At 46.0% G+C, this 16,300-nt stretch carries 11 protein-coding genes; 6 read left to right on the top strand and 5 right to left on the bottom strand.

Annotated features, from left to right (window positions below; translation table 11 throughout):
• Nucleotides 1–42: 42 nt before the first annotated feature.
• From GSY63_RS13005 to GSY63_RS12995, 3 genes are all read left to right on the top strand, one after another.
• The gene (locus tag GSY63_RS13005) at nt 43–423 is read left to right on the top strand and encodes an MmcQ/YjbR family DNA-binding protein (RefSeq protein WP_166586259.1); all 381 of its coding nucleotides are present in this window, start codon (nt 43–45) and stop codon (nt 421–423) included.
• A gap of 73 nt (nt 424–496) precedes the next feature.
• Nucleotides 497–2,239, top strand: coding sequence for a M14 family zinc carboxypeptidase (locus GSY63_RS13000; RefSeq protein ID WP_166586258.1), 1,743 nt, complete (start codon nt 497–499; stop codon nt 2,237–2,239).
• 2 nt (nt 2,240–2,241) lie between these two features.
• Nucleotides 2,242–2,856, top strand: coding sequence for a rhomboid family intramembrane serine protease (locus tag GSY63_RS12995; protein WP_166586257.1), 615 nt, complete (start codon nt 2,242–2,244; stop codon nt 2,854–2,856).
• Between the two features lie 282 nt (nt 2,857–3,138).
• Here the strand turns inward: GSY63_RS12995 and GSY63_RS12990 are convergent, their stop codons facing one another.
• Complete coding sequence (locus GSY63_RS12990) at nt 3,139–4,146, bottom strand: hypothetical protein (protein WP_243749225.1); 1,008 nt, start codon at nt 4,144–4,146, stop codon at nt 3,139–3,141.
• A 36-nt stretch (nt 4,147–4,182) separates the two neighbouring features.
• Between GSY63_RS12990 and GSY63_RS12985 the strand changes: the two genes are divergently transcribed.
• The 3 genes from GSY63_RS12985 (at nt 4,183) to GSY63_RS12975 (ending at nt 9,405) form a co-directional block, all read left to right on the top strand.
• Entirely contained in the window at nt 4,183–5,193 is a 1,011-nt protein-coding gene (locus GSY63_RS12985; protein ID WP_166586256.1) for a dipeptide epimerase, read from the top strand.
• A 753-nt stretch (nt 5,194–5,946) separates the two neighbouring features.
• Complete coding sequence (locus GSY63_RS12980; protein ID WP_208094538.1) at nt 5,947–6,807, top strand: 3-keto-disaccharide hydrolase; 861 nt, start codon at nt 5,947–5,949, stop codon at nt 6,805–6,807.
• 474 nt (nt 6,808–7,281) lie between these two features.
• Nucleotides 7,282–9,405, top strand: a complete 2,124-nt coding sequence (locus GSY63_RS12975; RefSeq protein WP_208094537.1) for a prolyl oligopeptidase family serine peptidase — start codon at nt 7,282–7,284, stop codon at nt 9,403–9,405.
• A gap of 432 nt (nt 9,406–9,837) precedes the next feature.
• Here GSY63_RS12975 and GSY63_RS12970 read toward each other — a convergent pair whose 3' ends face one another.
• The 4 genes from GSY63_RS12970 to der all read right to left on the bottom strand — a co-directional run bounded on the left by GSY63_RS12970 (nt 9,838) and on the right by der (nt 16,182).
• Nucleotides 9,838–12,408: a DUF3857 domain-containing protein gene (locus tag GSY63_RS12970; protein WP_166586254.1), complete on the bottom strand. Its 2,571-nt coding sequence runs from the start codon at nt 12,406–12,408 to the stop codon at nt 9,838–9,840.
• Between the two features lie 185 nt (nt 12,409–12,593).
• Nucleotides 12,594–13,736, bottom strand: a complete 1,143-nt coding sequence (locus tag GSY63_RS12965; RefSeq protein ID WP_166586253.1) for a CVNH domain-containing protein — start codon at nt 13,734–13,736, stop codon at nt 12,594–12,596.
• Nucleotides 13,737–14,125: 389 nt separating this feature from the next.
• Complete coding sequence (locus GSY63_RS12960) at nt 14,126–14,692, bottom strand: dihydrofolate reductase family protein (protein ID WP_166586252.1); 567 nt, start codon at nt 14,690–14,692, stop codon at nt 14,126–14,128.
• A 188-nt stretch (nt 14,693–14,880) separates the two neighbouring features.
• Complete coding sequence (der, locus tag GSY63_RS12955) at nt 14,881–16,182, bottom strand: ribosome biogenesis GTPase Der (RefSeq protein ID WP_166586251.1); 1,302 nt, start codon at nt 16,180–16,182, stop codon at nt 14,881–14,883.
• Nucleotides 16,183–16,300 lie beyond the last annotated feature (118 nt).

Here is a 16,300-nt window from a genome sequence, read left to right as displayed (position 1 = left end):
TTATTTACAGCTCTATCAATCAAAAATTTAAAATGACCGGCTATGGATGTTGAGCAAATTCGAGACTACTGTTTAGAGAAACCAGCCGTTACCGAAGGTTTCCCCTTTGGCGAAGAAACACTGGTTTTTAAAGTAGCAGGCAAAATTTTCTTACTGTTCAGCCTGGATAGGGGCAGTCAGTTCAACGTAAAATGCGACCCCGAACTTGCAGTAGAACTGCGCGAGCAACACCCAGAAGTGCAACCAGGCTACCACATGAACAAAACTCATTGGAACACAGTACGTACCGACGGCTCGCTAACCCGTAAACAACTTTGCGAAATGATAGACCACTCGTACGAGTTAGTTGTAAAAAGTTTACCGAAGAAGGTTAGGGTGGAAATGGGAGCCCCCTCTAAACTCCCCCTGCAGGGGAGACTTTAAAACAAAAGCCCTCTCCTCCGGAGAGGGTTGGGTGAGGCTCTTCTCCGGTTACAACATTAAAGAAACACACATTATGAAAAAACACATACTCCTTCTATCCTTAATTTTCTCGACTTTATTTGCCTCGGCACAGCTTACGCCTTTTGAATTAAGTAAAGACAAAAACTACACCGCCAATTACGCCGAGATTATGGCCTACTACCATCAGCTGGCGCCCAAATATCCGCAGATGAAACTAATTGATTACGGCATGACGGATATTGGCAAGCCGCTTACATTGGTGGTTTTGTCGAAAGATAAAGTATTTGACCCGGCACTAATTAAGAAACAGAACAAACGGGTGCTGCTCATTAACAACGGAATCCATCCTGGCGAACCGGAAGGCATTGATGCCAGTATGATGCTTACCCGCGACTTATTGAAAGGCAACAAGCTGCCCAGCGATGTGGTGATTTGTATGGTGGCGGTTTACAATATCGACGGCTGTTTAAACCGGGGGCTATCGAGAATTAGTCAGAACGGCCCGCGGGCTTATGGTTTTAGGGGCAACGCGCGCAACCTAGATCTGAACCGCGATTTTATTAAGGCAGATAGCCGGAATGCCCTGGCCTTCGAGCAAATTCTGAACACCTGGAACCCCGAAGTATTTCTGGATAACCACACCAGCGATGGTGCCGACTACCAGTACGTAATGACGCTAATTGAAACCCAGAAAGACAAGCAAAACCCAATACTGGCCAAGTATACTTCCGAAACGCTATCGCCCGAGCTATACAAACGCATGAAGAAAAGCGGTTACGAAATGATACCTTATGTAGAGAGCGAAAAGGGCACGCCCGACTCTGGCATTGTATCGTTTTTAGAAACCCCGCGCTTTTGTACCGGCTATACGGCACTGCATAATATCATTAGCTACATTACCGAAACCCACATGCTGAAACAGTATGACAAGCGTGTATATTCTACCTACGATTTTATGGATCATCTCATTAGCATTGTTGAGCGCGACCACGAAACCATTGGTAAGTTAAAGCAGCAGGCAGATGCACAGGTAAAGGCGCAAAAAACCTTCGCCCTAGATTGGGATCTGGATCAGCAGCACTACGATACCATTAGTTTTAACGGCTATGAATTTGGCCATAAGCCAAGCGAAATTAGCGGCTTACCGCGTTTATATTACGACCGCACCAAGCCCTACACCAAAACCATTAAATACTACAATACTTACAAGGCAACTGCCTTTGCAGATAAGCCGGTTGCTTACGTAATTCCACAGGCATGGGGTAAGATTATCGATTTATTTAAGCTAAACAAGGTGGCTATGCATCAACTAACGCACGATACTACGCTTAACCTGCAGATGTATTACATTGCCGATTACAAAACAGGCCAGCGCCCGTACGAAGGGCATTACCTGCACACCGGGGTTAAGTTAAATCCGGTGCAGGCCAACATTAAGTTTTTCGCAGGCGACTATGTGGTTTATACTAATCAGCCGATAAACCGTTATATAGTAGAAACATTAGAACCACAGGGGGTAGATTCATTCTTCGCCTGGAATTTCTTTGATTCGATGCTGGGTCAGAAAGAGCATTACTCCGACTATGTTTTTGAAGATACTGCTGCCGAATACCTGAAAACTAACCCCGAACTGCAAAAGAAACTGGCCGACGAAAAAGCGAAAAATCCTAAACTGGCTGCTAGCGCAAGTATGCAACTGGAGTTTGTTTACCACAATTCGCCCTGGTTTGAGAAAACGTACCTTCGCTACCCGGTCGGCCGTTTGCTTACCGATACAAAACTTGATATCAACTAAAAATGCTTGAATATATAATGCTTGCGCCGGTTGCTTCGGCCATATTTGCAATCACGCTGATTGCTTCTTTAATTGCTTTTTATAACGAAGAGTTTTATGCCCGATGTACCCTGCACCCCTACAGCGTGTCGCGCGGCGAGCGCATTTATACGCTGATCACCAGTGGCCTTATCCATCGCGATTGGGGGCATCTGTTTTTCAACATGCTGTCGTACTATTTCTTCGCCTTCCAGTTAGAAGCCGGCTACTTAGGGCATTGGCAATTTGGGGTACTTTATACAGCAAGCTTAATATTAAGCGATTTACCAACCGTTCAAAAACACAAGAATGATCAATGGTATCATAGCCTGGGTGCCTCAGGAGCTATCAGCGCAGTAATTTTCAGCTATATTTTGTTTAGTCCGCTAAGTAAAATGTACCTGATGCTCATCCCTGTGCCTATCCCTGCCATACTATTTGGGGTGATATACCTGGTGTACTGCGCCTGGGCATCCAAACAATCGCGCGATAACATTAACCACGATGCTCACTTCTTTGGCGCCATCAGCGGATTGGCTATAACCATTTTGTTGTACCACCAGATAATCCCCGAGTTTTTGCACCAGTTTGGGCTGTAGTAAGAAGGGAATCAGGAGTCGAGAATCGAGATAGAAAACGGGAGACATTATGAGTTACATCTTTGTCAGGCTGAGGCACTCGAAGCTCAAACTATACAGAGCTGATTTGCTAACGGGGCTTCGAGAGCCTCAGCCTGACAATGCTTTATTATTATTAAGTAACTAATCTGTCCGTCCGCTTCCTCCCCCGTTACACTCAAACAAAGCGGACACATAAGCGTCACATCTGCTTTTATTAACTCCCTCTCCCCCGGAGAGGGCTGGGGTGAGGCATCTTCGAACCTACTTTCCCAATCCCAAGGTATCTGCCGGTTTAAAATTACCGTCGGCATCAAACAGATGGCTAACCGGATGATCGGGATTCTTGATGATCTCCAGTAACAAGTACCCCCACTTCTTCCAGAAATTTTCCAACACCTGGCCGTAGGTTTTTACCTGCCACTCGTCGAAAAGTGGTTTGGCGCTATTGCCGCGTAGTTGGTTGGCTTCGATGTAAATTTCGTTGCCAATGGGCATAATGTCGTAGTTAGGCAAACGGTTAAACAGGTATGCCGAGTAAAACACACGTGCCGAAAACTCTTCGAACTGTATGGGGTGCAGTACCTTGTCTTTAATCTTATCGTAAGTTTCCTGCTGATAGCGGCCTACAGTACCATTGTCTTGCAGGTTAATGATTAGGCCGAAATCGTTGATCCTTAAAGAGAACGTAACCGTGCTCACCTCATCGCGGTAGCTGAACTCGTTTTCGAGGTTATCTACCTTAAACAAAAACAAGCTGTAAGGCTTAAACTCGTCGAACTGGATGGGTAGCGACAATGTTTGCAGCATTACATGCAGGTTGGTAAAGCGCTGCAAAATAGATTGCGAAACGCTAAACTCTTCGCCTTCGGCGTTTTGCTGGCGCATGGCGGCCTGCAGCTCGTTAAAAATAATACCGTGCAACCACTTGGCAGCCCACTGAAAAATGCGCAGCTCGTCCAGTTGCTTTACGGCTTCGTAGCCAACAGTAAAAGCTGCTTCAATTTCCCGTTCAAGAGGCTCAACATAAAGCTCGTTGGCCTCGGCACTGCAAGGTAATTTGAGGTCTTTATAGGTCGAGATACTTTCGTCGAGTAGTTTAAAAGGCTTGTCGTGCAGGTCGTACCGCGTCATTAACCATTGCGGAAAAACGTGGATCTGCTCTTCAGAACTTTGAAGCGGCTTGCCTGTTAAAAAGCATAATTTTTTGCTTGCTTTAAAGCTCTGAAACGGGTAATAAATTTGCGGTGCCATGGCTGCAAAGATAACCATGATTTTTACGTTAAATTTTTAGCTTTGATTTTTAACATGAAACTGACTTACCGCCTCTACGAACTCGATCTGAAACACCGTTTCACCATTGCAAAATTTTCGCGCACCTCTACCCCAATTGTGTTGGTACAGATTGAGCACGAGGGCTTTACAGGCTATGGCGAAGCCTCAATGGTACCCTACATGGGCGAAAGCAACGAAACAGCCGCCCAATTTTTAAGTAAGATAGATGTAAGCCAGTTTAGTTATCCATTTGATTTTGGGTCGATTTTAAGCTACCTCGATAGCATTGCCCCCGGTATGCCCGCCATAAAAGCTGCCGTTGATATTGCCCTGCACGATCTGGATGGCAAGCTGCAAAACAAGCCCTGCTGGCAAATTTTCGGTAGCGACCCTGCCTTGATGCCTGCTACCAGTTTTACCATTGGTATTGATACGCCCGAGGTGATTAGGGAGAAGATTAAGGATGCCGCCGACTGCAAAATAATCAAAGTGAAGCTTGGCCGCGATAGCGATAAGGAGCTTATAAACACCATACGTTCGGTAACCGACAACCCCCTTTTTGTGGATGCCAACCAAGGGTGGACCGACCTGCAACAAAGCCTCGACATGACCCACTGGCTGCACCAACAAGGCGTGTTACTGATTGAGCAGCCCATGCCAAAAGCCGATCTTGACAGCAATGCCTGGCTTACCGAGCGCAGCCCAATACCCATTATTGCCGACGAAGCCGTACAACGCCTCGACGATGTTACCCGCGCCCAAGGCGTTTATCATGGCATTAATATTAAGCTGATGAAATCGGCTGGCTTGTACGAAGCTCAACGCATGATAGCCAAAGCCCGCCAGCTTGACCTTAAAATATTAATAGGCTGCATGAGCGAAACCAGCTGCGCCACCCTCGCCGCCGCCGCCCTCGCCCCCCAATGCCACTGGGCCGATCTGGATGGCCCCCTTTTAGTGAGCAACAACCCATTTGCCAAACCAGCTTTTAGTGATGGAAAATGGGTGTTGAATGAAGATGCGGGGTTAGGGTTAAGAGGTTGATAATCTAACGGCATTGTCAGGCTGAGGCACTCGAAGCCCCCGAACTACAGAGCAATTAACGTGTCCGTTTGATTAGACAGAATTTTCAAATTCCCCCCTTGGGAGGGGCGCATCGGATTGAGCTATGGCAGGGAGGGGTATCATCGCAATTCAATCGCAGAAACCCCTCCCTACACCCCCCCAAGGAGGGGAATCGCACATCCCCATGCGCTTTTATGACAAACTCTGTCTAATCAAGAGCTATTCCCCTCTTGAGAGGGGGTGCGGCTGGCATGTGCTGTTGCAGGGGTGTGTTTCTACGAAATTCGCTTACAGAAAGAACACACCCCCAACCCCTCTCGAGAGGGGAATAATTTGCTTAGGGCTTGTCTTGCATTCCCACCGTGTCATTGCGAGCAATAGCGCGGCAACCTCGTCGCATACATGGTCGATCTGCAGAGCTACGAGGTTGCTTCGTCGTACCTCCTCGCAATGACATATGATATAGCTACCCCTCCAACCTAAACCCGATTGCAGCGGCACGCAGTACAGCGGAAAGCGGGGCTGCCGGCTGCCAAAAGCTACCAATATTAATTTACAAAAAAAGCCAATACTCCAATGACCAACAACTAATGGCTAATGACTAATGGCCAATGACCAGTGGCTAATGACTAACACCCAACCTGCCCATATCCTTCAACTTTTTGTTAAAATACCATAACAATTGGGCCGGGCTATTAACTAAGTTTGTGTAAACCACTCGAAATCAAAATCATGAGAACCGTTGCCACCTTTATTTGCGCCTGCTTTTGTTTAATGCTTTGCACCTCGTTTCAGCCTGCGGGCAAATGGGTGAACCTGCTGGATAAAGACCTGAGCCGCTGGAGCACCTACCTGAGCTTTAAGCATACCGATGGCGACGGTGGCAAGATACCCAAAGATGCTGCCGGAAACGATGTTAAGGCCATTGGCTACGATAAAGATACCGCACAAGTGTTTAGCGTGGTGATGGAAAACGGCGAACCAATGCTGCGCATTAGCGGCGAAATTTATGGCTGCGTGTTTACCAAACAGGCCTATGCCAACTACCGCCTGCGGCTAAAAGTGCGCTGGGGGAAAAACAAGTTTGTGCCGAGGCTGAACGAATACAAAGATTCGGGCGTGTTGTATAACTCGCAGGGGCCTTCGGGGGTTGATTACTGGCACTCGTGGATGCTGGGGCAGGAGTTTCAGGTGGGCGAAGGTACCATGGGCGATTACTGGCCGATTGCTTCGTCGCGGATGGATATACGGTCGACCAAGCGGCGGGATACCACCACCTATATTTTCGACCCCAAAGGCGAAAAACGCGAATACGGCGGCTATTGCCAGGCCATTGCCGACTACGAAACCAAAGCCGACGGCGCATGGACCAACCTCGAACTCATCGTTTTTGGCGATAAGGCCCTGCACCTGGTAAACGGCAAGGTAGCTATGGCCCTCGCCAATTCGCGCTACAAAGACGGCGACGCGATAAAACCCCTCACCCAAGGCAAAATCCAACTCCAAAGCGAATCGGCAGAGGTGTATTACAAAGATATCCAGCTACAGCAAATTACCGAAATGCCGAAGGAATATGCGGGGTATTTTAGGTAGGGGAAGCTGCTTTGTTACTGTTATACCACAAGCGGGACGCTTGCGGGAGCGGGGGGTGGTCTCCCGTTCGTGGTTATGAGACAACTACCCGCACAGAACCCTCCACACTCTAACCATTGTGGCCTCTTGATTTTCGGATATCACCAGCCCAGCTACAGCAGAAACTTTAATAGAAAATAAAGCAGCCACGAGTTCTTTCTTAGTACTTCTTTCTTAGTACTTCTTTCTTAGTACTTCTTTCTTAGTACTTCTTTCTTAGTACTTCTTTCTTGCGGAAAGAAAAAGTAACATCCACCGGCGATTCATATTACCCACTGCCTTTCCTAATGAAAAACGAGTGTGCGCGTACACTTAGCATGTGGGGTGCTGAAACAAGTTCAGCATGACGGGTGGAGGTATTAATATGGGAGTGACAGGTGCTACCTATTGACTTATGCCCCTAAAGCAACTATATTAGCCACTCACATAACCCTAATGTTAATGAAAGCATTGATGATGTGTTTACCGCTGGCTACCTTGTTGGGTGGTTCGGCAATTGCCCAAACTACTACTATGAAAACGCTGCCTTACCCGGTTACCAAAAAAGTGGATACCGTTAACACCTATTTCGGCACCACCGTGCCCGACCCATATCGCTGGCTCGAAGATGACCGCGCCGAGGATACCAAGGCCTGGGTGCAGGCAGAAAACAAGGTTACACACGCCTACCTGGATCAAATCCCCTATCGCGACGCCATCCGCAAACGCCTGGAGGTGTTGTGGAATTACGAGAAATTTGGCGCACCGCAAAAGCAGGGCGAATGGACCTACTTTAGCCGCAATAGCGGCTTGCAAAGCCAAAGTGTTATTTATCGGCAGAAAGAAGGCCAGGAGCCCGAGGTTTTCTTAGACCCTAACCAGTTTTCTAAAGACGGCACTACATCATTGCAGGGCCTCGACTTTACCAAAGACGGCAGCCTGGCAGCCTACCAGATCTCTGAAGGTGGCAGCGACTGGCGCAAGGTGATCATCCTCAAAGCATCAGACAAAAGTGTTGTTGGCGATACCCTGCTCGACGTAAAATTTAGCGGTATTGCCTGGAAAGGTAACGACGGCTTCTACTATAGCAGCTATGATAAGCCCAAAGCAGGCAGCCAGTTAAGCGGCATGACGCAGTACCACAAACTGTATTACCACAAGCTGGGCACCTCGCAAAGCACCGATAAACTCATTTTCGGCGGCGAGCAAACCCCACGCCGCTATATTGGCGCTTACTTAACCGAAGATGAACGTTACCTGGTAATTACAGCTGCCAACAGCACCACCGGCAACGAACTTTATATTCAAGACCTTAGCCAACCCAACAGCACCATTGTTAACGTGGTTGCCAATTTCGATAACGACCATATTGTGGTAGATAACATTGGCAGCAAACTATACATCTACACCAACCTTTATGCGCCTAATCACCGTGTGGTTACGGTTGATGCCGCCAACCCCGGTGTTACACATTGGAAAGATCTGATTGCCCAAACCAAAAATGCCCTTACGGTAAGCACCGGCGGTCAGAAGATATTTGCCGAATACTTGCAGGATGCTACTTCGCTGGTGCTGCAATACAATATGGATGGCAAGCTAGAGCATACCGTAGCCTTGCCGGGTGTGGGTACGGCTGCAGGCTTCGGCGCTAAAAAAGAGGAAAAGGAATTGTACTATACCTTTACCAGCTATGTTTATCCGAGCACTATATTTAAGTATGATATCGCCAGCGGAAAATCTACCGTGTACAAAAAACCTAACGTACAGTTCGACCCATCGTTGTACGAGAGCAAACAGGTTTTCTATAAATCTAAGGATGGCACTAAGGTACCGATGATCATCACCTATAAAAAAGGCATCGTGCTTAACGGGCACAACCCTACCATGCTGTACGCTTACGGTGGTTTTGGGGTGAGCCTTACGCCTGCCTTTAGCACCAGCAATATTGTGCTGTTAGAGCATGGCGGTATTTACGCGGTACCTAACCTGCGTGGTGGCGGCGAATATGGCGAAACCTGGCACCGTGCGGGTATTAAGATGAAAAAGCAGAACGTTTTCGACGATTTTATAGCCGCCGCCGAATACCTGATAGAACATAAATATACATCGAAAGATTACCTGGCTATTTCGGGCGGATCTAACGGCGGCCTGCTCATCGGCGCCACCATGACCCAGCGCCCCGACTTATGCAAGGTGGCTTTCCCGGCTGTGGGTGTTATGGATATGTTGCGCTACAATAAATTTACAGCAGGCGCAGGCTGGGCTTATGATTACGGCACCGCCGAAGATAGCGAGCAGATGTTTAACTACCTGTACCATTATTCGCCGTACCATGCCCTTAAACCTGCCGACTACCCTGCCACCATGGTTACCACCGCCGATCACGACGACCGCGTAGTACCAGCACACTCGTTTAAGTTTGCAGCCCGCTTGCAGGAAGATCAGCAAGGGCAGGCACCGGTGTTAATCCGCATAGAAACCAACGCCGGTCACGGTGCAGGGCAATCAACAGCCCAGGTAATTAATCAGCAGGCTGATAAATGGGCATTTATGTTTTATAATATGGGCGTGGCTTGGTAGAAGCAAGAGACAAGAATCAGGAATCAAGACAGAACAATGTAGGCTGTCTAATTAGAAGGGCGACTAATGATGGCGAAGAAGATGCTTCGCTATCGCTCTGCATGACAAAAACAGGTTGACGTTTTATAAAGTTTGTCATTCCGACGGAGAAGGAACCGACCGCAGGAAGCTCATTAATACCTACTTAAATAAAAATCTCATTAATAATCTTCTGCGCTTTGGCAGTCTGATTAGAAGAGCGGCTAATGATAGCGAAGAAGATGCTTCGCTATCGCTCTGCATGACAAAACAGTTATAAGTCTGCCCTCCGCCAGTATCCGCAGTGTATCGGGGAAGGAAACGGACGGACAAGAAGTTCAATAACAAAGGACGAAAGATTGAGGGATTGCCCCTTTGCCTTTCGTCCTTTTATAATTAGGAATTCTTTTTTAGCTATTCCACTTCTGACTCTACGTTTTCACTTATCTCTGCTGTTTCATAACCAAAATTAGATGCCGGATACGGCACTATAAAGGTTTCTTGCACCCGGGTAGAACGTTGGAAGTAGGGTATCCAGATTAGCCCACCAACAATGGCGCGGGTTAATGCTTTGACGGTTGCTTCACTTGCCGCGTTGTTCAGGATCGAACTAAGAATACAATCGAGTAAGGCAAACAAGATACAGAAGGCATACAAGCCCGTAATAAATTTGGGTAAGATATCTCGCCTGTTTATTAACAAAACAAAGCAGAATATCGAATAGCAGATAAGCATAATATTTCCCGCCATTTCGAAAATAATTGTGGTTTTATAAGCCCAAGCACCCCGTACCACAAAGTTGTGCCATTTATTTACATCAAAAAAGCCGGCATTTATTGTTGTTGCCAAAACTGCGATAGGGGTTACAGCCAAGCCAAGCGCAATAAACCACAGCCAACCGCCTAACGGTACAAAGCTAGAGCCATAAGTAAACATAATGCCGGGGGTTTCGGTGCGGTAAATTTTAATGCCGATGGCACCTAATGCCAAAGCCAGTAAAATGGCGCCGCCTATTAGCCAGTAATTAGGCCTGAAGGGCAGAGCGTTAACATCGGGCGTGTAGGTAAAACTAAAAGAAAGCTTGTTGTCAGAAATATCTTTTACACTTTCGCGGTACTCGTCAAATTTGTCAACAGCAATGTAGTCTTGCCGGGCCTGGTAATAATATTTAAGATTCAAGGTGTCTCCGTTCGTCGATCTGTCCGCCGAAAAACGGAAAGCATCCTTATCTACTTCTGTATGGCTATTTTCAACGTTCCAAGTAGATGGTAAAACCAGTTGGGCTGTATAATACACATTGTTAGGATAAGCCACGGCTATAGGTACACGGGCTGTATTAGATATCGAAGGCAGGTTATCGTTAATGTAATTGGCATATACCGATCCATTGTATTTTCCTGTCTCTTTATCTAATTTAAGTATAGTCGGCAACGAGTAATGCTCTATAGTAGTCAACTCGTTTTTGCTTTCGTTATCAACTACCGTAACCGAATCTTTAGTACTTATTTTGGGGTAGATCTTTTTATAGTAATTCAGATAATTTTTCTCGGTTTCGGCCATACCGGTAGCAGCCAGCTGGCTTCGCATATCATCAGCCTCATTTAGGGTATAGGTAGATTTTACATCGAGTTTCATAGCCCCCTTTTCATTAGCAATGCTATAGGTTTCGGTCACTACTCTTTTACCGGCTTTGGATGGCGGTATGCTGGTGAGCTCATTACTACCTGCTTTAACCACCAGCCCTTTACCATAGTTGGGGAAATAAATATTAGTGCCGGCACCCCGTTGGTAGGAGATTGTGGCGTCTACCCACACCTGCTTGCCATTTACATTAGCGGTAACCACCGCGTGGTTAAAGGCATTAGGAGTTGGAATAAACTGCGCTATATGCCCTTCAATATCGGCGTTAACTAACACTATATTGGCATCAATACCACCTGCTTGTAGTATTGATGCCAGCAACAGCGATTTATCTTTACAATCGCCATAACGCTGGTTATAAACCCGCTGGGGGCTATTGGCACGGTGCGAATACTGACCAATTTCTATCCCCATGTACCGCACTTCATCCTGCACCATTCTAACAGCGCTATTAAAATATTTTTCTTTATCATTACCCGCTGCTGCTTTAAGGGCGGCAACACGCATAGCCAATTCGCCGTTGAGATGGGTATCAATAGGGTTTATCTTTAAGGCCCAATCTGTAACCTCCTGCCAACTATTGTAATCGCTTATCTGTACATAGGGGTAGGCGTTATACCAGCCGGGTTGGTTGTTATAGTCCCACTCTGGTTTTACCTGATAGCTTTCCCACTCGTAGCATTGCAGCCCATTTTTTATCGACGATATGCTTTTAACGGGTTTATTAAATTCTTTAAAATGCAATTGCCGCTGAGGTAATACCAACAGCGCTTTATAAAGGTGCGCAATAGGCTGCGAGCCTTGAAAATAAAGATCGCGGCTAAATTTGTTATCGAAAATCGGGTTTCGGCCGGTTATGGTATAAGAGTATTCTATGCAGTCGCCTTTGCGGATGTCGTCTAAAATGCAATAGGCCGAGTAGCTGCCCTGGTAAATAAAATCGGCCAGTTCTTTCTCGTCGGCCAACACTTTAAACAACCCGGGCTTTAAGCGCGACAATGGCTTATTGTTACGCCAAACAGTAATCTCGTGAAAGGCAATTTGCTCGTAAGCAGGGTCAAAGCCAACCGAAATTTGTGATGCGTTCTGGATACCTGCCTCAGACACAATCTCGAGAATGTTATGCCGGTAATCTGCCTGTTTTTCCACGTGGATCTGCTCTTCGTTTAGCTGGAAGAAATAGCCGTTCTCCACTTCGCGCGCAGCAATTTTGCCGGTATAGGGATTTGGAGCATTGAGCCACAAAGGCTTAGGTTCGATATGTACAACGGGGGTGCCAGCGTAGGCATTGGCTAAAACAAATGCGCACAGCAGGACGAGGATGAGGCGTAGGTTAAATTGCATAAGGACCCTCAAGGTACGCAGCAATATGTAAATTTCAAAGTGGCAATTCGGGCAATTGTGCTGTTCGGTTTGTCCGCAGTGTATCGGGCAGGGGAGCGGACGGACGGAAGAATAGTAAGCATAAAAAAAGGACGAAGGGTAGAGATTTCGAGCCCCTTGCCTTCGTCCTTAAACTCGTAACTGTATTATTGCCCTTCAACCTTTAGCTGGCCATTGGCATTAGCTATTTCTTTGCTAAGTGCCAGATCTGTAATATCTAACACAGAATTAACGGTATTGCCCTGCATATTTTTACAGGCTGCCGAAAGGGTAACCTTTATATTTTGCGAAGAACTACGGTACGACCCATTTGGCGTAAACGTAGTTGCCTTTGAACCGGTTGCCGGGGCAAATACTAATTTTCCATCGGCATTGTCAACCTGCTTTATAGTTGCAATATTGGTAATATTTAGTGTAGAATCAACATAAACGCCTGCTTTGTTTTTGCATTGGGCAAACAATGTAACCAAAACATTGTCGGCCGAGTTGATAAATGAACCAGCAGGAGTAAAGTTTTCTACCGGTGCTTTTGCAGGGGTGCATTCGTCGGCTGTACATACGTTTACTGCTTTAACAATATCTGCAATTAAAAAGCCCGCACTTGCCAATAGTAAAGCAACCTCAGCAATAAACGCAATACCTTCGGTAGCAAACCAAACGGTAAACTGCGCAATGGCTATAGCTGCTGTAGAAGCCCAATCGAACCAGTTGGCTTCTTCTGCCCATGTTTTTATCAGCATTTTAAGGCACGATGCCTTGTATAAACCACCTGCTATTTTGAAGAATACTTTAGCTTTTTCATAAAAACCAACTGCCGCATCAAAGCTGTTAAACAGCCGCATAAACTTATCGGCCACAGGTCTGAACTCTTGCAAGAAAGAATAAACCACCCGTTCATGTGCACTGCCGTTAATACCCACCATGCTCAGCACAAAAAACCCGGCGCTTACCATAGCCTTTCCAACAGCAAATTCGCAAGGGGTAAAGCCGGTAGAAAAGCTAAAAAGTTCGTCGTCTGTACTATCTGAAACTATCTTGCCCGGCAGTTTAAGAGCTTGCACTGTGGCAGCCATCTTATTAGCCGGCGCACTTTCAATGCTTACCTCACTTACCGGCAATTCGGCTATTTTGCCAAGTGGACTGTTAGGATCCGGTTCGGTATCCTTCAAAATATTATCGACAAGCTCGTCGTTGTACTTTTTAATAGCTGAGGCTTGCTCGGGAAACCAGTTGCGGAGCTGGTCTAATGCGTTTTGAATACTCTCCTGATTTAAAGGTGTAGGTTCCATAAAATAGACAAGGTTTAAGTTATTTATTGGGCTTAAGTTACAATGTTACCGTTACGATCCTACAATAAAAACTAAATTTATTTTGGGTTTTTAAACATAAGTTGAGTTTCACGGCCACTACAAACGATATAAATTTTCTTATAGCCAACAAATTTGGAGAGCTGTAAACCGAAAGGCAATCATTTTGATTAGCACTAACCGCTGTTCGAAGTCTCCGACTACAGCACTTCTAATAAGAAAATAGGGGTGTCCGCCATATCCATAACCAGGAAGGACAAGGGAACGGACGGACAGAATTCTTCATGAAAACAAAAAGGACGAAAGATCAAAGGTTACTCCTTTCTCTTTCGTCCTTATCTTGACTCGCGATTCCTGATTCTCTTTTCACCTTATTCCTTTGCGTAATGCAAGCAAACTACACCGCCGGGGAGGGCAATTTGTTCAACCAGCTTAAGTTTAATCTGCTCTTGAATATGGTTAAACAGCGAGATGCCTTTGCCCAGGATAATTGGGTTTACAAACAGCCAATATTCGTCGATAAGGTTATGCTGCATTAAATATTGCGCAAGGTTAGGGCTGCCGAACATAATGATCTCGCCTCCCGGTTGTTGTTTAAGTTGGTTGACGCGGTCGGCCACATCATCACTTATAATAGTAGCATTGGGTAAGGTTTGCCCGCGCATGGTTGCAGATACCACGTACTTTTCAACTTTATTATACCAGGTAGCGTGCTGAACGTCATGCTTAGATGCATTCGGCTTATCTGCCGCGGTGGGCCAATAGGCCTGCATAATCCCATAAGTACCCCTGCCATATAAAGCGGTATCGGCCTTTTGGGTTCGTTCGTACGCATATTCGAACATTTCTTCGTTTACCGTTACCCAATCCATTTCGCCCTTGGGTCTGGCGGTAAAGCCATCTATGGAGGTGTGCATAAATAAGATCAACTTTCTCATTGTCTGTAATTTAAGTTATGCAAATCTAAAGATAGGCACCTGATTTAGTGCGGCATAAAACGACATTTATAGAGGCTGGGCAGGACAAAACGAACTACGATAGGTGCAAACAAAAAAGGGCGAAAGATCAAAGATTGCTCCTTGCTCTTTCGCCCTTATCTTGTCTTGATTCCTGATTCTCTTCTAAACTATTTCTGTCTGAAGAAGATTTGGATCGGCACACCGCTGAAATCGAAGTTTTCGCGTAGCTTGTTTTCTATGTAGCGGCGGTACGGTTCTTTGATGTACTGTGGCAGGTTACAAAAGAAAGCAAACATTGGCGATGAAGCGTTGATCTGCGTAACGTATTTAATCTTCACAAACTTGCCTTTAAGTGCAGGCGGCGGATAGTGTTCAATAAGAGGCAGCATCACGTCGTTAAGCTTGGATGTCGAGATCTTCTTAGCGCGGTTTTTATACACATCGGCTGCAACATCCAACACCTTTAATACACGTTGCTTTTCGGTTACCGAAGTAAACACGATAGGCACATCGGTAAACGGCGCAATTTTTTCGCGGATGGCTTCCTCAAAAACCTTAACTGTTTTGTTATTCTTTTCGATCAAATCCCACTTGTTCACTACCACCATAATGCCTTTTTTATTTTTTTCGGCCAGGTGGAAGATGTTGATATCCTGCGATTCGATACCCTCCTGGGCATCAATCATCAGGATAATTACGTCGGCTTCTTCCAACGCTTTAATGGTACGCATTACCGAGTAAAACTCGATATTCTCTTTTACCTTGGTTTTTTTACGCAAACCTGCAGTATCAATCAGCATAAAATCGTGCCCGTACTGGTTGTAGTGGATATGGATACTGTCGCGGGTGGTACCGGCAATTGGGGTTACAATATTACGGTCCTGACCAATCAGTGCGTTAATGATAGATGATTTACCTACGTTAGGGCGACCAACAATAGCGTATTTAGGGCGGGTGTTTTCTTCCACCACATCATCGTCGAAAGTTTTAACAACCGCATCCAGTAATTCGCCCGTACCAGAGCCAGTCATCGACGAAACACTGTATATCTCGCCAAGGCCTAAGCTGTAAAATATGGTAGCATCGGCATTAAGCGAAGTGTTGTCAACCTTATTTACTACTACAAATACCGGCTTTTTGCTTCTGCGCAGCAGGTTGGCAATCTCATCGTCGAGGTCGGTGATACCGGTGGTAACGTCAACCACAAATACAATAACGGTAGCTTCTTCAATAGCAATGGTTACTTGCTCACGGATGGCAGCCTCAAAAACGTCTTCGCTGTTAGCTACATAACCGCCGGTATCAATAACGGTAAAGTTACGGCCAATCCATTCGGCTACACCGTAATGGCGATCGCGGGTTACGCCGCTCATATCATCAACAATTGCTTTACGGGATTCGGTTAGTCGGTTATATAGGGTTGACTTGCCCACGTTTGGGCGACCTACAATAGCTACTATATTGCTCATTTTTTTATGGGATTAAAGAACCAAGAGCCATGCAACAAAGAAAAAATGGCTTTGTTACCGGTAACCCTTGTATTCCTATTTATATTAAACTTACTACCTGTAAGTTAAGTATTGCTTA

Source organism: Mucilaginibacter agri (genome assembly GCF_009928685.1).
Taxonomy (GTDB): domain Bacteria; phylum Bacteroidota; class Bacteroidia; order Sphingobacteriales; family Sphingobacteriaceae; genus Mucilaginibacter; species Mucilaginibacter agri.
This window is presented reverse-complemented; position numbering and strand designations above follow the sequence as displayed.